The organism is Psychroflexus sp. MBR-150, from assembly GCF_053628795.1.
In genome coordinates, this window is sequence record NZ_JBRJHB010000003.1 from 125,140 (window position 1) to 143,478 (window position 18,339).

Below are 18,339 nucleotides of genomic sequence, written 5' to 3' on the forward strand. Positions count from 1 at the left end.
TTGCGGGCGTGGTGGAATTGGTAGACACGCTAGACTTAGGATCTAGTGCCGAGAGGTGTGAGAGTTCGAGTCTCTCCGCCCGTACACTTTATCTCCGCTTAGTGTGGGGCAAATCACAAAGCTTCTCTTTTTATTGAGAGGCTTTTTTTATAAAAGAAAATCTGTTCATAACTCTGAGAGACGTGAAGTACTGTATTGAACATTTGCCAAAATGTTTATCCCGAGCGAGATCCGAGTTTAGTGAAGTCATCCCGATTTTGTAGGATATTAAACCATTTTGTTTTAATAAGACAATATGATTTTTTGATCTTTCTAAAATAAACTTTTAATAAACTTTTGCTCAAGTAGAATTTAAAAAATCAATTCAATGAAAGCGATTTAGAACATTTCTTTAGTATTGGTAATAAAGATGTATCTCACCGACTATTAACCCGACGGCTATATACCGTAATTTTTTATGCAGCATATTTGATGTCATGATGATGAAAATACTTCGTATCCCACCGACTAACTACATATTTGATACATAATAATTTGAGCATAGATTTGATGTCTTAAGAAACATCAACTATGTTAACATTACATGACACACTCAAATTTGAGTTATACTTAGAACCAACCGACATGCGAAAGAGTTTTGACAGTCTATCAGGTATTGTAAAAACAGAACTTAAAGCAAACCCAACTAGTGTATTTAGTTTATCAAGTTTGTCTCTGCTTATATTAGCAAGTGTTTTTGGTTTTTTGAGGTTAGTTCGTGTTTCGGGAAAAAACAAAGGTGTCATTTGCAGGTTGGCTTTTTACACTGACACATAACTTGACAAATGACAAATAAAAGTTAGGTGCTATACTTATGCAAAACCAAAGAGCTTAATATTTTCTTTACTATCTTTTTTTACTGTGGTAATCAATTCATAACAATGGTTTAATATTGCTATTGTTTGATTGGATTAGTTTAGCATCTCAAAATTTACTAACAATGAAAAAATATTTTATCTTATCGTTATTCTTATCCATCTCTACGATTTTACAAGCTCAAAATCTTAAACAAGTAAGCGGAACAGTAAAAGATGGAGAAGGAAATCCTCTGCCCTATGCTACTGTAGTTTTTACGGGGAATCAAGGTGTTATTACCGACCAAAATGGTGCTTTTGATATTTCATTACAAGCAGGTAATTACACCCTTAAAGTAATTTATATTGGATATCAAACCTATACCGAAGAGGTTGTTATACAACAAGAAGATCAAAAAACAACCATTAATGTTGTGCTACAGGAAGATGTTTCAACCCTTGAAGGAGTGGTCGTGTACGGACGCCTTACGCGTGGGCAAGCAAAAGCTCTTAACACACAAAAAAACCTTCCAAATATTTCTAATGTAGTTTCAAGTGAACTCTTTTTGCAGTATCCAGATGTAAGTGCTGCTGAAACAGTACAGCGTATACCTGGAATTTCCATTACCCGCGACCAAGGTGAAGGTGAATTTGTGCAAATAAGAGGCACCTCAGAGCAATATAATGCAGTAACTATCAACGGACAAAGATTGCCTAGTGCCGAGCCAGACGCAGGTAGAGCAGTTGGACTCGATATGATACAATCTTATTTAATTGAAACCATTACCGTTACTAAAGCCCTTAGACCTGATATGGATGCTGATGCACTTGGTGGTATGGTTGATTTTCAATTGAGAAAAGCTGGAGATAGTTTGCAAGGACAGTTTTATGCTGGTTATGGTTATAATGATCAGGAATCTGTGATTAGAAAGTTTGGGAGGGATATTGGCTCCTTTTCAGGATTTGTATCACAACGATTTTTTGACAAAAAATTGGGGGTTTTAGTAGCTGGAAGTTATTACAATACTGATCGTGGTTCGCTTTTCGATTCTTGGAGATATCTTGATAAAGAAGCCAATACATTAAGTAGAAGAAGAGCTACAGATTACGATATTAATCGGGAACGTTATGGGTTTGTTGCTAATTTTGATTATGTAATCAACCCTAATAATTCTTTGGAGTTGAGTGCAAATTACAACCGCTATCTAGACAATGAAATTCGCCGATTAGCCATTTTTACACAATCTAACAATCGTGAAGAACGTCGCACCCGAAACCGGCTAGAAGACCAAGAGACCATTTTCTTCCAATTGGTAGGGCGACATAAATTTTCTGGTTTTGAACTTGATTATGCTGGCTCTTATGGTGTAGCCAAAGAAAATTTACCCAATCGAACAGAATGGAGGTTCAGAAGACCTAATAGCCTTTTTTGGTCAGATTTAACTCGTGAAGAACAAGAAAATATTAGACCAAATATTGGTTTTGATTTGCCAGATATGGAATTTAGCTCAGTCCGTTTTACCCCTAGAAATACTGAAGAAAAAGCTTATACAGGTTCTTTTAATCTAAAAATACCTTTTATCGAAAACAAATCATCCTTTAAGGTAGGGACTAAAATAAGGTATTTAGATAGAACTTTTAGAGAAGCATCACTAAACATTAGTGAGACTGACCTAACTCCTCCTGAAGTTTTATTGCTACCTAGTGGCCAATTTGCATTCGAAGATGTACACTTAAATGATCAAACTGCCATAGATTTAAATCTAGATGGAAGCACAGCTGATGTAGATTTTATCAATGATGAAGCCTCTTACGATGCTGAAGAAACGGTTATTGCTACTTACTTAATGAATACAACTCAATGGTCAGATAAATTTTCTACTATTGCAGGTTTTCGTCTCGAAAATACAAATGTAGATTATATTCAAACTGCCACACAAAATAGTGGAAGTGGGAGTTATAATACTTGGTTGCCTTCTGTTCATGGGGTTTATAAATTTGATGACAAATCTCAGTTGAGAGTTGCCTATTCTTCTGGACTTAGTAGACCAGAATATTCTTTGTTGGTTCCTGTAGATATTATTGACGATGGTCAACAAGAAATCAACCGAGGGAACCCTGATTTGGAAGCTATTACAACTCAAAATTTTGATGTTATGTTTGAACGGTATTCTAACAACCTTGGTTTTTTCAGTGTAGGATTTTTTGCTAAATTTTTAGAAAACCCCATTATCACTGGCAGCTTTAATGAAACCATCGATGGAACACCATATGTAGTTTTTAGACCAGAAAACGGTGGTTCGGCCAAATTATTTGGTGCAGAATTTGCTTTTAACCAAAGCCTTGCACCATTAGGCGTATCCTTTCTTAAAGATGTTTCTATAAACGGAAACTATACATTCGTTGACAGCCAAGCAGACTTTGATGATGAGCGCGATGATTTGCCGTTGGTTCATAGCCCAAAGCATACAGGTAACTTTTCATTTGTTTATGATAATCCCAAAAACGGGCTAAACTTGGTATTAGCAGGAGCTTACCGTCATTTTATGTTTGATAAATTTGAGGGTGACGATGTAATTTGGTTGGATAGTACTTTCCATTTAGACGCCTCAATAGGGTATCAGCTTACGAAAAATCTGAATGCTAAGTTAAAAATTAATAACATTACTAATCAGACCAATTCAGAAGTAAACGGGAAACCTAGCAAAAGCACTTCAAGGGTGCATGAAAGAGAAAAATATGGATATTGGTTTACCCTTGGTGTAGATTACAAATTTTAACAATATGAATTATATTTTTTTTTTCAAGATTACCATGGCGTTTTTTGCCATGGTCTTAATCTCAAATGCTCAAAACCTTGAAAAAGTTGCACATTTTCAACTTAAAAATGCTCGTCAAGGTGTAGCTGTGGACCAACATTATTTTTATGTTATTAACAATAGTAGTATAACCAAGCATATAAAGGAAAATGGGAATAAAGTAGGCGAGTGGAATGGAAAATCATTAGGCGTTAAACACCTTAACAGCGGTATCATTATCAACGATACTTTGTATTGTGCTAATTCCAACTATCCAGAATCGCCTATGGCTAGTTCTATAGAGATTTTTGACCCTAATAAACTAAAACATATTGGTAGCTATAGTTTTGGAATCAACATAGGCTCTGCAACTTGGATTGATAGAAAAGACGGATTTTGGTATGTAGGTTTTGCTCATTATTCTGGTAAAAATTCTAGCGAAGGTAGAGACAGTAGCTGGACACAAGTAATAAAATTTGATAATAAATGGAGAAGATTAGAGGGGTGGATGTTTCCAAAAAATATAATTGAATTGTTCAAACCTTCCAGTAATTCAGGAGCTACATGGGTGGATGATCAACTATATATGACCGGTCACAATAACCATGAACTCTACGTGATGGAATTACCAGAAATAGGCTATGAACTCAAATATATCAAAACACTAAAAATGCCTGCTTTTGGACAAGGAATTGCTATAGACACTACAGTGAAAGGAAAGAGATTTTTGTATGGTATTATCAAAGCCACCAACGAAGTGATAGTGGCTGAAATTAAGAAATAAAAATGTTAAAATATTTGAAGAAGTTTACAAGCAAAGCTTAGTTTAACCTGATTTCGATATAAAAATGGACTTGTAATAGCAGACTCAGAATCAATTTTTTCATTAGCATTTTTTGATAAACTAGAACTTCTAAATCAAATTTTTGATGAAATAACATTTGACAATATAATCGAATTTTACAGAAAAATCGATTAATTCTTTAAGCCAAAAAAGATTGTAAGATACATACCTAAAAGTCACGAAGTTAATTGCATCTGAGTTTTTATAATTCCATCAATATCTAAAGACAAAGCTTAATAAATGAATTAAGATTTACATTCAAAACATTGATTGTGTATAGATTTGAATTATGCGTTGGTATTAAATCTTTATTACTCTAAAAACAAATTCAAGTTTTCAGGAAGCCCACCAACGTGCTGAAGCTTAATAGCAGACAATTTCAACGCCATTTTCAAGCATTGCTCTTGGTCAAATTTTTTTGTAAACCCATATAAAAACCCAGACCAAAAAGCATCGCCAGCTCCAGTAACGTCTTTGATCTCTTTGATAGGTTGTGCTGGAAGATGATTGATTTTGCCATGTATATCTAAATATTTAACACCTTGACTTCCTAGGGTTAAGTAAATGCGTTTTACACCGTGTTTATTTTGAAAGTAATTAAAAATTTCTTGGTGACTCAAAGACGTGTCAAGAAGACGACTCACATCATCTTCGCTTATTTTCAATAAAGGATTCAGGTGAAGGTATTCTCCTATAATAGCTTCAGCTTCTGTTTTGTCTGACCAAATTTGTGACGCATAATTCAAATCTATACTCAATTCAGCACCTAATGTTTTAGCTGTTTTAGCTGCTTTTAAAATTGAATTTTGTGCGGGGTTTTTAGATAAAGCAAAACAAGTGGTATGAAACACTTTGGTTTGTTGGAGAATTTCTTTTGAAAACATGTTTGAATTTATCTGAGTATCAGCTCCTCGGTAAGGAATGAAATCTGGAGTTTGGCTGGTTTTTGAAACTAAGATTAGAGTAGTGGGTAATTTTGAACTTTGATTTAATCCTTTAATCGCTAAGTTATGAGATTTAAATTCACTTAAAATATATTTACCCAAACCATCTTGACCAATACTGCCTATAAAATGAACATTTGATTTTAACGTGTTTAAATTAAAAGCTACATTTGCAGGCGAACCACCTACAAAACGCTGAAATTCAATAGTTTCAGATAACGGGCAATCCATTTGTTGCCCAATCATATCGATGAGAATTTCGCCAGTGGAAATGACGTCTATAGGTTTTTGAGTCCAATCCATTGTTTTCCATTTAAAAATTCAGTAAGCATCATTGTTGATGCTGCACTCCAAGTGCAAAATTTCACACCGTTCGGCTCTTGTGTTTTAGAATCAAAATTTTCATAAAACCCCCAATCGAACTTAGCGTTGAGCAAATTTATTTGTTCCAAAACATCTTTAGCTTCTTTTTGTTTACCTTGAAGACATAATCCAATTCCATAAAATCCATTGATTACAGGCCATGTGCCTCCGTTATGAAATTGATAAGGATAGTTTCTAAATTCGTATTTACAATTATTAGTCAACAAATTCCAATTTTTATCTTTTTCTGTAATGACGGGCCAAAAAGCAGGAAGCAAATTTAGTTTAAGCTGATTTTGTAGATTTAGACAATAGTTTAGTAGTTTTTTATCAGATTCATCATTGCCAATATTGAGCATTAATGCCAAACTATTAGCAAAAGCGTCAAATTGGGTTTGATAGCCCGCAGGCTCAAGGCTAGCTGCCCAATAATCTAGTTTTTTGAGCTGTTTATAAGCTTTAGGATGATAAACATTTGTCGTTTCATCTTGCTTTTTGTAGTTTAATTGAATTTTAGCAAGAATAGCTTTATGTTTTTGTGCTAAATTATCATCTTTTTCAAAATGCAAATAACATCTCATAGCCCAAACTCTAAGGAGTTGGTCATACAAAATAAAACCTTCGGTGGGATATTCATCAGCCCAATTGCCACTTCTAGGCACATACATCAAATCGCTGTGATTAAATTCCCAAGCTTGCATAAGTTTAAAACATTTTTGCATACCAGGTTTCATCTTGTCAAAAAAAGAACGCTCATCAGTGAAAGCTGAATACTGACAAACTCCAATAACAAACCAAGCTAAAGTATCTACACGACCCGCCAAACCGCCAAAACTAACTTCTCCCGTTTCTACATTGACATTAGAAGGAATATTCCCGAATTGATGCTGATGTTTGGCTAGAGTTTCTAAAGTATCTTTCATTGTTTTGACCAAGTCTTTATCGCCATCTAGTAAAGCAGCTAAACCACAAATGACACCATCTCTAGCCCAAATGCGTTTATAATTGGCTATATCATTAGCGGCAGCCAAAAAACCGTTTGAAGATTGAGCCTTTTGAAGAAGGGATTTGGCTTGTTGATAAGCATGTTTCATAAAGTGGATTAAAAAATTAAAATTACAAAAATCAACTTATACCTGATAGCAAATTTCTTTTCAAATAATTAAATTGTCTTCTGTTTCCAAAAAGAACCCTATTTTTGTCAAGTGATTTTATAATAATTTACATAATAACTTGTTATCCAACTGACGTCAATTTTTTTGAATTTGAAATTTAACATCAATAATTTTTTATCTTTAGTAATTCTCGCATTGCTCGTTTCTGCATGTTCAACACAAAAGAACAAGTTTGTCAACCGCAATTGGCATGCGATGAACACCTATTACAATACCATTTATCACGGCAATTTAGCAGTTGAAGATGGTATTCAAACTGTTGAAACCGAATATCCTGAAAATTATTGGGACATTTTGCCTGTAGAACGCATGCAAGAAAAGCCACCAACTCTCGATATTTTTGAAACCAAAACTCAACAAAACGAAGCTAAAAATCCTGATTTTAAAAGAGCTGAAGAAAAAGCAGCTAAAGCTATTCAAAAACACTCCATGTATATTGCTGGAGAAGAATATAACTATCAAATTGATGAAGCTTTTATTCTTCTCGGCAAAGCTCGCTACTACAGTCATCGTTATATTCAAGCCAAAGATGCTTTTCGTTATGTCCTGAACCATTATCCTGAAAGTAGTGGTATTGTAGATGCTAAAATTTGGACAGAAAAAGTCAATATGCGGCTTAACTATTACGAATTGGCTTTGCAAAACCTCCTCAAAATTCAATCTGAATATTCTGATTTAACCGAGGAAGAACAAACTCACCTCAATAGCATTTTGGCCGAAGCTCATATTTTGAACAATAATTATAATCAAGCCATTGAACCTTTAAATAAAGCAATTTATTATACAAAAGATAATCATAAAAAAGGACGTTTTCTATACATAAAAGCTCAACTTTTTGACCAACTCAATCAAGTGGATAGTGCCAACTATACCTATCAAAAAGTGATTGATCTCAACCGCAAATCGCCTCGTGATTATATGATTCACGCCAAGCTTGAGCAGCTTAAAAATATAAATCAGGATACTGTAGATTATGCTTACATGAAAAGCCAATACAACGAATTGATGGAAAATCGAGAAAATAGACCGTTTTTAGATTTTATTTATTTCGATTATGCTGAATACCATAACGATTTAGATTCTATTGATTTAGCTATAGATTATTACAACAAATCGCTTGCAAGAAATCCAAAAGACAAATACTTATATTCAAGAGATTATTTAAGATTAGCACAAATTTATTTTGACCAAAATAATTATAAAACCGCTGGAGCTTATTACGACAGCACATTAACCCATATTGATAAAAGTAAACGCGAGTATAGAATTATTGCTAAAAAAAGAAAAAGCTTAGACGATGTTATAAAGTACGAAAGTATTGCCAACGAAAAAGATAGCATAATTAAGTTGGTTGAAATGAATAAAGAAGAACAGCTTGCTTATTTTAATAATTATGTAGAAAACCTTAAAGAAGAAGCTCAAAGTGTTTTTGCACAACAATCAGCATCTCAAAAAGCTCTTAACAGTTCATCACCTACATTTAAAAGAAATAGTGTTAAAAATCAAAGCAAATTAGGTCTTGATAGAAACAATACATCAAACAACAGAGAAAATTCTTCAGGCAATGCAAGTTTTTATTTTTATGATACCAATCAAGCTCAAAAAGGATTGCTCGAATTTAAACAAACTTGGGGCAATATTGAACTAAACGATAATTGGAAATATGGTGGCAAAAGAAATACCAAAAATAATGAAGAAGAAAATAAAGAAGATGTAGATCCTTTTGAAAACGATCCAAAATATCAGCCTGAAACTTATATTTCACAAATTCCAACAGACCAAAATATAATTGATAGCCTTTGGATAGATCGTAATTTTGCCTACTATCAACTCGGCGTGATTTATAAAGAAAAATTCAAAGAATACCAGTTAGCAAAAGATAAATTTGAAAACTTACTTGATAGCCATCCAGAAGAACGCTTAATTTTGCCGAGTATTTACAATCTTTACCTAATTGCGGAAGCACAACAAAATACTGACGCCAAAAACAAATGGAAAAATAAAATAATAAACGAATATCCTGAAAGCGAATATGCAGCCTTACTTTTAAATCCTAAAAAATTTAAAGACAGCGAAAATAATCCCCAAAATATATATAAAAATCTCTACAAAGCATACGAAAATCAACAGTATGATTATGTAATTCAGCAAGCAAACATTTACACAAAGCAACTCGTTGGCCGACCCATAGCTCCTAAGTTTGAATTGCTAAAAGCTTATGCAATAGCCAAAATTGATGGTATAGAAGCTTATAAAGAAGCCTTAAATTATGTGGCCTTAACTTACCCACAATCAGATGAAGGTAAATTTGCTCAAAAGCGATACAGGGAACTGAAAAGCAAAGTTACGCAAAACAAGTTTAAGCCAGATACCGACCAAGAAACTTATAAATTAGTTTATTACTTTAATGATAATCAGGTTCTTGAAGATTTTTTGAAACAATTAAAAACCAGCTTTGAAGATTTAGAATATGATTTTAGAATCAACAAAGAAATTTACACTTCTTCACAAAATTTTGTAGTTATTTCTGGTCTAAATAGTCTATTAGGAGCACAAGGTTTAGCAGAAATTTTAATCAAAGAAGGAAAAATTTCAAAAGATTTTAATTACTTTGCCATCTCAGATGAAAATTATAGTATAGTCCAAATTTATAAAAACCTTGATCAATATTTGAACCATTTAAACAAATAGAAAGATGTTTTCAGACAAAAAAAACCAAAAACCAGACTTTTCTAAAGAGCAAAATAAAATCTCACAAGGCACAACCTTAACTGGTGATATTACTTCTGAAGGCAGTTTTAGAATAGAAGGCGAACTCGAAGGTAACCTTAATATTAAAGGTAAAGTCGTTATAGGCGAAACGGGTCAAATTAACGGCGAAGTTGTATGTGAGAATGCAGATGTTGAAGGTAAATTCACAGGGACTTTAAAAGTTAATTCTTGCTTAACTCTTAAAAGCACATCTCATATCTCAGGTGATGTCATCACAGACCAACTTGTGGTAGAAAACGGAGCTGTTTTCAATGCAACCTGCCAAATGAAAGGTAATGTAAAATCACTTGATGATGAGCGAAAAGGAACAGCAGAACTCAAAAAAACCAAAGCAGCCCAATAAGTGGATAGCTCTTACTGGTGCTGGCATCCAAATGGGTGCGATCATTTTTGTTTGTGCTTATATTGGTAAAAAACTCGATGCTTATTTTCAAACTTCAACGGCTTGGTTCACCTTAGGTTTAATTTTGTTTGGTGTTTTTTCAAGTTTATATTTGTTGCTGAAACAAGTCAAAAATTTAGACTCATAGTCAATTGAAAAATTCATCTATCTTCTTTCGATTTTTTGGTTTACTCATTCTTCTTATTATTCCAGCATATCTCATTCAGAATAATTTGACCGATGAGGATGAAAACTTGAGGCTTCAATTTACTTATGTTTTTAATTTGTTGTTTACCGTGCCTTTTGTATTGCTTGTAATATGGCTTAAAAACATACTAAAACGCTATATTGGTTTTATCTTTATGGGTTTAGGATTTATAAAAATCACTGTTTTTTTAGTTTACACAAAACTCAATTCTATAGATGTTAATCGAGATAACTTTTTACTGTTTTTTATTCCTTATATTTTGTGTATGATTATAGAAATTTTAGTGCTTGTTAGTTACTTAAATAAAGCCAAATTTTAAGCCCATTTTCTTCAAAATAAAATTTGAGTAAAATCTCATTTTAAATTTATTTTTTTGATTACTTTTGCACCCAAATTAGGAAAACCATATTACATGCAAATGACATCTCGTCTTACAGCTTTTGTGCTTTTATTTATGATGACTTCATGGGTAAGTTTTGCAACAGGTGATAAAAAGTCCGATCAAGAGCACGGAGGTCAGGTCGATACTGAAGAAGAAATAGATGCCTATATTGAACATCATATAGACGATTCGCACTATTTTACCTTTTTTTCTGATGGCGAAACTGGTAAACATTTTGGGTTTCCTCTACCAGTTATCATTTATGATAAAGAAAATGGATTACATGTTTTTTCTGCTTCAAAATTTCATCATGGCGAAGAATTAGTTGAAATTAATGGTCAACATTACAAATTATATCACAGCAAAATCTACAAAACAGATGCAGAAGGAACAATCACTTATGACGAAAAAGGTTTTGTAGAAAACGAAAAGCCATTAGATTTTTCTATTACTAAGAATTTAATAGGTATGATATTAGCTTCGGCTTTATTGCTTTGGATGTTTACAAGTCTTGCTAAATCTTACCAAAAAAATCAAATTCCAAAAGGCATTGGTCGGTTTTTAGAGCCTTTAGTGATTTATGTCAGAGACGATATTGCCAAGCCCAACATTGGTCCGAAGTATAAAAAATACATGTCTTTTCTTTTAACAGTATTCTTTTTTATTTGGTTATTAAACCTATTGGGTATGACGCCGTTTGGTTTTAATGTTACTGGAAATATTGCAGTAACTTTTGCTTTAGCTTTGGTAACTTTCATTATTGTTCAGTTTAGTGGTAATAAAAATTATTGGAAACATATCTTTTGGATGCCTGGTGTTCCTGTTCCTATGAAAATTATATTGATTCCGATTGAAATTTTAGGCATGTTTACAAAGCCTTTTGCTCTGATGATACGTCTATTTGCCAATATGACTGCAGGTCACGTGGTTATTATGAGTTTATTAGGTCTGATAGTCATTATGCAAAACTGGATTGCAGGACCAGTATTTTTTGGTTTCACCATTATGATATCAGTCATTGAATTATTAGTCGCCTTTTTACAGGCTTATATTTTTACATTATTAAGTGCATTATATATCGGTATGGCTGTTGAAGAACACGACAATCACAGCGAAGACGTGCCAGTAGTTTAAGTTTTTTTTTTTGAATTGAAGTTTAATTTTAAATAGTTTAATTATGGAAATCCCAGTAATGGTAGGTGCAGGTTTAGTAATCATTGGAGCAGGTATTGGTCTTGGTAGGATCGGTGGTGCTGCTATGGAAGCTATAGCCCGTCAACCCGAAGCCACCGGAAAAATTCAAACAGCAATGATTATCATTGCTGCACTTTTGGAAGGTGTTGCTTTTGCTGCATTATTTGCAGTGTAAACAAATCAATTAAGCTTTATGGCGGTTGGCTGTAAAGCTTAATTTTTAAATTTTTTAAAGATTAAATAATACATCATGAAATTAGTTGAAGATTTTTCGTTTGGACTGTTCTTTTGGCAAATTCTTGTCTTAGTTGTCTTAATACTTCTATTAAAAAAATATGCTTGGAAACCAATTCTTGAGTCTTTAAACAAAAGAGAAGAAGGCATCCAAAAAGCCCTTGACTCTGCCGAAGAAGCCAAAAAGGAAATGCAAAGCCTCAAGGCTGATAATGAAAAAATGAAGCAAGAAGCTCGTCAAGAGCGTGACGCTATGCTCAAGGAAGCTCAGCAAATGAAAAACCAAATGATCAGTGAAGCCGCCGAAGAAGCCGCAAAAAAAGCTGATGATATCATTGCTAAAGCACAAAACGCGATACAAAATGAAAAGAAAGCCGCTATTGATGAGTTGAGACAACAAGTGGCTCAATACTCTATTGAAATTGCTGAAAAGGTTTTAAAAGAAGAACTTAAAGATAAAAAAGCTCAAAACAAACTCGTTGATAGAGAGTTAGAAAAAGTTAAGCTTAATTAATCAATCATTCTATATGGGACAACGTGCTGCAAAACGATATGCCAAAGCCATTTTAAATCTTGCTCAAGAACGAAACTCTATGGACAAACTCTTAGAGGATATGTTACTCATTCAAAACAGTATAACCCAAAATTCTGAATTGAGAAGCATATTCAATAGTCCTGTGGTTAAAAACAAAGACAAGTGCGATATCGCTAAAGCGGTTTTCAAAAATGTAGATAAAATGCTGCATAAATTGTTTGATACTTTAGCAGAAAACAATCGTTTCGACCATTTAAAATGGATATGTCAATCTTACAAGAGCCTTTATAATGAATTGCACAACATTAGAGAAACCCATATTAGCTCTGCTATTAAATTAGACGACAAAATCATTGAGACTTTGAAGCAAAAAATTAAAAACATAACAGGCGATGAAGCCCAAATTAGCACTACTGTTGATGAAGATTTAATAGGCGGTTTCATTTTAAACCTTAAAGATTTACAATACGACGCTAGTTTATCAGGAAAACTTAATAGACTTAAAAGAAATTTACTTACAACATAATATCACATTTTAACGCATAATAGTTATGGCAGAAATTAATCCAGCTGAAATTTCAGCAATCATCAAAAAGCAAATCTCAGGATTTGAATCCAAAGCTTCTCTCGACGAAGTTGGAACCGTCTTAAACGTCGGTGATGGTATTGCTAATATTTATGGCTTGACCAATGCTGAATATGGAGAACTCGTAGAATTTGAAAATGGCCTTAAAGGTATGGTTCTTAACCTTGCTGAAGATAATGTTGGGGTTGTTATTTTTGGCAAATCTACACATATCAATGAAGGTGAAGTTGTAAAGCGAACCAACAAAATTGCTTCTATCCAAGTTGGTGATGGCATTGTTGGTCGTGTTGTTGATACCTTAGGTCAACCTATTGATGGCAAAGGGTCAATTGATGGCGAAACTTTTCAAATGCCAATTGAGCGTAAAGCACCAGGTGTGATCTATAGAGAACCTGTTTCTGAACCTTTACAAACTGGCATTAAATCTATTGACGCTATGGTGCCTGTTGGTCGTGGACAGCGTGAGTTGGTTATTGGCGACCGTCAAACGGGTAAAACATCGGTTTGTATTGACACCATTTTAAATCAAAAAGAATTTTACGATGCTGGTGAGCCTGTTTACTGTATTTATGTAGCCATAGGACAAAAAGCTTCTACTGTTGCAGGAATTGCCAATTTACTTGAAGAACGCGGTGCTTTAGCTTATACAACTATTATTGCAGCAAACGCTTCAGACCCAGCAGCTATGCAAGTTTATGCTCCACTTGCTGGTGCGGCTATTGGCGAATACTTTAGAGACACTGGTCGCCCTGCTTTAATTATTTACGATGACTTGTCTAAACAAGCCGTAGCTTATCGTGAAGTTTCATTACTTTTAAGACGTCCGCCAGGTCGTGAAGCATATCCTGGTGATGTTTTCTATTTGCATTCAAGATTGTTAGAGCGTTCTGCAAAAATCATTAATGACGATACCATCGCCAAACAAATGAACGACTTGCCAGAACCCTTAAAAGACAAAGTCAAAGGTGGTGGTTCATTAACAGCATTACCAATTATCGAAACTCAAGCAGGCGACGTTTCAGCTTATATTCCAACCAATGTCATTTCAATTACGGATGGTCAGATTTTCTTAACTTCTGATTTATTTAACTCTGGCGTTCGTCCAGCAATTGATGTGGGTATTTCGGTATCACGTGTTGGTGGTTCGGCTCAAATCAAGTCAATGAAAAAAGTGGCTGGAACACTTAAACTTGACCAAGCCCAATACCGTGAACTTGAAGCATTTGCTAAATTTGGTTCAGATTTAGATGCCTCAACCAAAAGAACTATTGATAAAGGACAACGCAACGTGGAGTTGCTAAAACAAGCAGAATCAGATCCTTATAAAGTTGAAGATCAAATTGCTGTAGTTTATGCTGGAACTAAAAACTTATTGAGAAATGTTCCAATTGACAAAGTTAAAGAGTTTGAAAAAGATTATTTGACTTACCTCAACGCTAAGCACCAAAATGCTTTGCAGGATTTAAAATCAGGTAAGTTAACTGATGAAGCTACGCAAGCACTTGAAGAAGCTGCTGCAGAAATAGCCTCAAAATATAACGCATAATTATAAGATAGCATTATGGCTAACCTTAAAGAACTTAGAAGTCGAATCAGCTCTGTAAGCTCTACAATGCAGATCACCAGTGCCATGAAAATGGTGTCTGCTGCAAAATTAAGTCGTGCTCAAGATGCTATTGTATCTATGAGACCGTATGCTGAAAAGTTAACTCAACTTTTACAAGATCTCAGTGCAACCATTGAAGACGATTTATCGACAAGCTTGACCGAAGAGCGTGAACTCAATAAAGTTTTGATTGTTGCCATATCTTCTAATCGAGGGTTGGCAGGTGCGTTTAATACCAATATCATTAAAAAAGTTAATCAACTTAAAAAAGAAACCTATAATAATCAAGACGTAGAAGTTCTCACTATTGGTAAAAAGGTTAATGATATTCTTAAAAAAACTTACGACATTTTTGAACACCATCAAGAAATTTTTGATGATTTGAGTTTTTACAATTCGGTTCAAATTTCAAAGACTATTATGGAAGCTTTTGAAGACAAAAAGTTTGATAAAGTGATTTTGGTTTATAACTGTTTTAAAAATGCGGCAACACAAATTGTAGAAGCAGAAGATTATTTGCCACTTGTTGCTCAAAAAACCGTAGAAGAAAAGCCACAACAACTCGATTATATCTTTGAACCTGAAAAACAAGAAATCATCAGAGAGTTGATGCCTAAAGCTTTGAATATTCAATTGTATAAAGCCTTAAGAGATTCTTTTGCATCTGAACACGGTGCACGTATGACGGCTATGCACAAAGCAACAGAAAATGCCACTGAGCTTAGAGATGGTTTAAAATTAACTTACAACAAAGCACGACAAGCTGCAATTACCAGTGAAATTTTGGAAATTGTTGCTGGTGCTGAAGCTTTAAGTGATTAAATTTTAAGTTGATAAAATCACAATTTGTATTTCATATGGGAAATTGAATTTAGTCAAGCAAGTTTAATTGCTTATTTTTAGCCCATGAAATTTTTGGTGTATATTTTAATTCTCACTTTGTTTTGGTCATGCAAACAAAGCAACTTTAAAAAAGTAGATGCTGAGGATATTGCTCAAAAAGAGCTTAAAACCATCAATTTTAAAGAAGTTGACAGCTTCCCACTGTTTAAAACCTGTGATGAAACAGCTTCACGTGAAGTTCAACAATCTTGTTTTGAACAACATCTACACCTATGGCTCAAACCCTATTTAGATGCTTTAGACGTTGAACTTCTTGGAAATGATACACTACATCTTTTTTTAAAAATTAATAAAACAGGAAAAATCCAATTAGATTCGCTCAATTCTAAAATGGATTTAAACAAAACTTTTCAACGTATTTTTGAAAAAGCACCTCAAATCTATCCAGCACAAAAACGTGGTATTCCTGTAAATGTAAAATTTGAATTGCCAATCATTTTAAAAGTCAACTAAATTTTATAATGACGATCTTTCCAATTGAATTTTCCTCCGAAAGACAAAACCGCGAAATACACGCTAACAAAAGGATAAACCAGCAATAATAATAAATAATCTCGAGCACATAAGCTTGTTTTAAAAAACTGATTTCCTGTTTTTAGAACCATAAAATCTGTGATTAATTTTAAAACCCACAACAACCAAAACCAGTTTCTAAAACTTTCAAAGACCAAAGTAAAACCCAAACTTACAACCAAAATCAAATTGGTTAAAAACACCAAAACTCCTAATCCAATCAAAGTATTGTTTTGATAATGTTTAGCTTTCGATGCCCAGCGAATGCGTTGTTGGGTTAAATCTTTAAAATTTTGCTCAGCTTTTGTCCATACCACAGTATTTGGGTGAACCAATGCTTTTATGGTTTTCCCTGCATTTTGAAAAGCTTGAAGCGTAAAAATATCATCGCCACTGATGTGTTGTTGATGTTGATCAAAAGCATTTAATTCTTTAAGTGTTTTGACATTGTAAGCTAAGTTTGCTGCATTGCACATCAGTGCATTTTTAGTTTTAAAACTACCTAAACCAATCACTTGCAAACTCATCAAATCCAAAACTTGAAACTTTTGCCAAAATGTATTTTCTTCTGCAATCCGAACCGATCCAGCAATTAATTGAGCTTTTGTTTTTTGTATGCAATGGTCAAAATGTAAAAGCCAATGTTCTGGCAACAAACAATCTGCATCCGTCGTGATCACATAGCCTGATTTAATCTGTTCTAAAGCGGTGAGTATTGCACTTTTTTTGGGCGATGTCGCTAAGTTTTTATTATCTAAAACCAAAGTATTTTTTAAATCTAATTTTTCAATATATTTTAAACAAATGGCTTTGGAATCATCTTCAGAATGATCGTTAACAAGATAAATTTTAACAAGATTTTTTGGATAATTTAACGCACTTAAGCTTTTTAAAAGCTGAGGTAAATTTTCGGCTTCATTTCTAAAAGGAATGAGTATTGAAAAGTAAGTTTGTGGTTTAACAAATTTGGTATCCTCAGTTGAAAAAGACTTAAATTTAGAAGTGTAAAACAGCATAACAGCCGAATAAACCAAAACCACAATGATACTGAAGATGATCATGCTTTGGCTTTTAAAAAATTAGGTTGCCAAGACCACAACCAAAAATAACCAAAACTGGCAGGGATCAACACATTGCTTATCCACATCAAAAATACCGTGAGTAAAACTGCCGAAACTGAAGCGCCAACAAACGACATCAAAACCACAGCTATACTTCCTTTAACAACCGCATCGCCTATGGATAGAACTGGAACAATTGAAGACAAAATATAAACCGAACTTATCAAACTTAAACCCAAAACATAACTCACTTCAACACCAAAACACCACAGCAAAAATAAAAATTGATGTGCAAAAACCATATATCTAAAACCACTCCAAAGCAAAGTCGTTGTGATTTTCTTTGACTTTATATTTTTAAACTGCAACCAAATCGACCAAAGTTTTGTCCTAACAACCTTAAAACACAAAGCAATGCCAATTAAAAGAAATGATGTTAAAATCATCCAAGACCATTTTAATTGCAACATCTCAAAGCTTTCTAATGAGTTGTAAATCAACAATAACCCAAAGCTTCCAAATGTCAAAGTCATCATCAATTGGCTCAAATGTCCAAGCCCAGTCAGAGCGATGATTTTTGAAGTTTGTTCTTTAGCATAAAACAAGCATTTTCCACCGTATTCGCCCCATTTGTTTGGTGTAAAAAGCGATAGACTGTGACCGATTAAGCTTTGCTTTAGAGCTTCGATAAATGAAATATGTCCGACTAATTTTTGCCATTTTTTAATTTCGCCAAACCAATTTAGAACTGAACCTACAACCAAAATCAAGATAGCCTGAACAATATTTTGTGGCTGGGTTTTCCAATGTTCAGACAACAAGCTAAATTCGGTTTCAGAAGATTGAATAGACCAAATCACAAACATCAAACCTGTGAGCGTTACAAAAAATTTTAGGCACAAAATCAGTTTCTGTCGCATTTTGTCTTGTATCTTTGGCATACGCAAATTAAACTAAAAATAGCCATGAATACACGAATAATCTCATAAACATTCGTGCATTACTG

Annotated in this window: 18 protein-coding genes and 1 tRNA gene; 15 read left to right on the top strand and 4 right to left on the bottom strand. The window is 33.7% G+C overall.

Annotated features, from left to right (window positions below; all coding sequences use genetic code 11):
* Window positions 1-2 precede the first annotated feature (2 nt).
* The 4 genes from ACSSV5_RS02770 (at window position 3) to ACSSV5_RS02785 (ending at window position 4,415) form a co-directional block, all read left to right on the top strand.
* A tRNA-Leu gene (locus tag ACSSV5_RS02770) sits at window positions 3-84 on the top strand.
* A 486-nt stretch (window positions 85-570) separates the two neighbouring features.
* Window positions 571-816, top strand: a complete 246-nt coding sequence (locus tag ACSSV5_RS02775) for a hypothetical protein (RefSeq protein ID WP_454244673.1) — start codon at window positions 571-573, stop codon at window positions 814-816.
* 163 nt (window positions 817-979) lie between these two features.
* A complete protein-coding gene (locus tag ACSSV5_RS02780) occupies window positions 980-3,613 on the top strand; it encodes a TonB-dependent receptor (protein WP_454244674.1) in 2,634 nt (877 codons plus the stop codon).
* A 4-nt stretch (window positions 3,614-3,617) separates the two neighbouring features.
* A complete protein-coding gene (locus tag ACSSV5_RS02785; protein ID WP_454244675.1) occupies window positions 3,618-4,415 on the top strand; it encodes a hypothetical protein in 798 nt (265 codons plus the stop codon).
* 371 nt (window positions 4,416-4,786) lie between these two features.
* On the opposite strand, the gene ACSSV5_RS02790 is transcribed toward ACSSV5_RS02785, so the two are convergent.
* Both ACSSV5_RS02790 and ACSSV5_RS02795 read right to left on the bottom strand, forming a co-directional pair.
* Complete coding sequence (locus ACSSV5_RS02790) at window positions 4,787-5,722, bottom strand: carbohydrate kinase family protein (protein ID WP_454244676.1); 936 nt, start codon at window positions 5,720-5,722, stop codon at window positions 4,787-4,789.
* Window positions 5,698-6,876, bottom strand: coding sequence for a glycoside hydrolase 100 family protein (locus ACSSV5_RS02795; RefSeq protein WP_454244677.1), 1,179 nt, complete (start codon window positions 6,874-6,876; stop codon window positions 5,698-5,700). The genes ACSSV5_RS02790 and ACSSV5_RS02795 overlap by 25 nt, the downstream gene beginning before the upstream one ends.
* A 171-nt stretch (window positions 6,877-7,047) precedes the next feature.
* Here ACSSV5_RS02795 and porW point away from each other — a divergent pair, with 171 nt between their 5' ends.
* From porW to ACSSV5_RS02850, 11 genes are all read left to right on the top strand, one after another.
* On the top strand, window positions 7,048-9,648 hold the full coding sequence (gene porW, locus ACSSV5_RS02800; protein WP_454244678.1) for a type IX secretion system periplasmic lipoprotein PorW/SprE: 2,601 nt from the start codon (window positions 7,048-7,050) through the stop codon (window positions 9,646-9,648).
* Window positions 9,649-9,652: 4 nt separating this feature from the next.
* Window positions 9,653-10,072: a bactofilin family protein gene (locus ACSSV5_RS02805; RefSeq protein WP_454244679.1), complete on the top strand. Its 420-nt coding sequence runs from the start codon at window positions 9,653-9,655 to the stop codon at window positions 10,070-10,072.
* Window positions 10,023-10,259, top strand: coding sequence for an AtpZ/AtpI family protein (locus ACSSV5_RS02810; RefSeq protein ID WP_454244680.1), 237 nt, complete (start codon window positions 10,023-10,025; stop codon window positions 10,257-10,259). Before ACSSV5_RS02805 ends, ACSSV5_RS02810 begins: the two co-directional genes overlap by 50 nt.
* Window positions 10,260-10,263: 4 nt before the next feature.
* Complete coding sequence (locus ACSSV5_RS02815; RefSeq protein ID WP_211064660.1) at window positions 10,264-10,638, top strand: hypothetical protein; 375 nt, start codon at window positions 10,264-10,266, stop codon at window positions 10,636-10,638.
* Between the two features lie 93 nt (window positions 10,639-10,731).
* Window positions 10,732-11,835, top strand: coding sequence for a F0F1 ATP synthase subunit A (gene atpB, locus ACSSV5_RS02820; RefSeq protein WP_454244681.1), 1,104 nt, complete (start codon window positions 10,732-10,734; stop codon window positions 11,833-11,835).
* 43 nt (window positions 11,836-11,878) lie between these two features.
* Window positions 11,879-12,070, top strand: coding sequence for an ATP synthase F0 subunit C (gene atpE, locus ACSSV5_RS02825; protein ID WP_454244682.1), 192 nt, complete (start codon window positions 11,879-11,881; stop codon window positions 12,068-12,070).
* 72 nt (window positions 12,071-12,142) lie between these two features.
* A complete protein-coding gene (locus tag ACSSV5_RS02830; protein WP_211066886.1) occupies window positions 12,143-12,643 on the top strand; it encodes a F0F1 ATP synthase subunit B in 501 nt (166 codons plus the stop codon).
* 13 nt (window positions 12,644-12,656) lie between these two features.
* Window positions 12,657-13,190 carry an ATP synthase F1 subunit delta gene (gene atpH / locus ACSSV5_RS02835; protein ID WP_454244683.1) on the top strand — a complete coding sequence of 178 codons (534 nt, stop codon included), beginning with the start codon at window positions 12,657-12,659 and terminating at the stop codon, window positions 13,188-13,190.
* 25 nt (window positions 13,191-13,215) lie between these two features.
* Window positions 13,216-14,796: a F0F1 ATP synthase subunit alpha gene (gene atpA, locus ACSSV5_RS02840; protein WP_454244684.1), complete on the top strand. Its 1,581-nt coding sequence runs from the start codon at window positions 13,216-13,218 to the stop codon at window positions 14,794-14,796.
* Between the two features lie 15 nt (window positions 14,797-14,811).
* Complete coding sequence (gene atpG / locus ACSSV5_RS02845; RefSeq protein WP_454244685.1) at window positions 14,812-15,678, top strand: ATP synthase F1 subunit gamma; 867 nt, start codon at window positions 14,812-14,814, stop codon at window positions 15,676-15,678.
* 93 nt (window positions 15,679-15,771) lie between these two features.
* Window positions 15,772-16,212, top strand: coding sequence for a hypothetical protein (locus ACSSV5_RS02850; RefSeq protein ID WP_454244686.1), 441 nt, complete (start codon window positions 15,772-15,774; stop codon window positions 16,210-16,212).
* Here the strand turns inward: ACSSV5_RS02850 and ACSSV5_RS02855 are convergent.
* The gene (locus tag ACSSV5_RS02855; protein ID WP_454244687.1) at window positions 16,209-17,333 is read right to left on the bottom strand and encodes a glycosyltransferase; all 1,125 of its coding nucleotides are present in this window, start codon (window positions 17,331-17,333) and stop codon (window positions 16,209-16,211) included. The genes ACSSV5_RS02850 and ACSSV5_RS02855 overlap by 4 nt on opposite strands.
* Window positions 17,330-18,274, bottom strand: coding sequence for a hypothetical protein (locus tag ACSSV5_RS02860; RefSeq protein WP_454244688.1), 945 nt, complete (start codon window positions 18,272-18,274; stop codon window positions 17,330-17,332). Before ACSSV5_RS02860 ends, ACSSV5_RS02855 begins: the two co-directional genes overlap by 4 nt.
* Between the last annotated feature and the right edge of the window lie 65 nt (window positions 18,275-18,339).

Excerpts from the sequence above, each read along its gene's own strand:
- ACSSV5_RS02775 (WP_454244673.1), top strand. The coding sequence starts at position 571 with ATGTTAACATTACATGACACACTCAAATTTGAGTTATACTTAGAACCA.
- ACSSV5_RS02780 (WP_454244674.1), top strand. The coding sequence starts at position 980 with ATGAAAAAATATTTTATCTTATCGTTATTCTTATCCATCTCTACGATT.
- ACSSV5_RS02785 (WP_454244675.1), top strand. The coding sequence starts at position 3,618 with ATGAATTATATTTTTTTTTTCAAGATTACCATGGCGTTTTTTGCCATG.
- ACSSV5_RS02790 (WP_454244676.1), bottom strand. The coding sequence starts at position 5,722 with ATGGATTGGACTCAAAAACCTATAGACGTCATTTCCACTGGCGAAATT.
- ACSSV5_RS02795 (WP_454244677.1), bottom strand. The coding sequence starts at position 6,876 with ATGAAACATGCTTATCAACAAGCCAAATCCCTTCTTCAAAAGGCTCAA.
- ACSSV5_RS02805 (WP_454244679.1), top strand. The coding sequence starts at position 9,653 with ATGTTTTCAGACAAAAAAAACCAAAAACCAGACTTTTCTAAAGAGCAA.
- ACSSV5_RS02810 (WP_454244680.1), top strand. The coding sequence starts at position 10,023 with ATGAGCGAAAAGGAACAGCAGAACTCAAAAAAACCAAAGCAGCCCAAT.
- atpB (WP_454244681.1), top strand. The coding sequence starts at position 10,732 with ATGCAAATGACATCTCGTCTTACAGCTTTTGTGCTTTTATTTATGATG.
- atpE (WP_454244682.1), top strand. The coding sequence starts at position 11,879 with ATGGAAATCCCAGTAATGGTAGGTGCAGGTTTAGTAATCATTGGAGCA.
- atpH (WP_454244683.1), top strand. The coding sequence starts at position 12,657 with ATGGGACAACGTGCTGCAAAACGATATGCCAAAGCCATTTTAAATCTT.
- atpA (WP_454244684.1), top strand. The coding sequence starts at position 13,216 with ATGGCAGAAATTAATCCAGCTGAAATTTCAGCAATCATCAAAAAGCAA.
- atpG (WP_454244685.1), top strand. The coding sequence starts at position 14,812 with ATGGCTAACCTTAAAGAACTTAGAAGTCGAATCAGCTCTGTAAGCTCT.
- ACSSV5_RS02855 (WP_454244687.1), bottom strand. The coding sequence starts at position 17,333 with ATGATCATCTTCAGTATCATTGTGGTTTTGGTTTATTCGGCTGTTATG.
- ACSSV5_RS02860 (WP_454244688.1), bottom strand. The coding sequence starts at position 18,274 with ATGCCAAAGATACAAGACAAAATGCGACAGAAACTGATTTTGTGCCTA.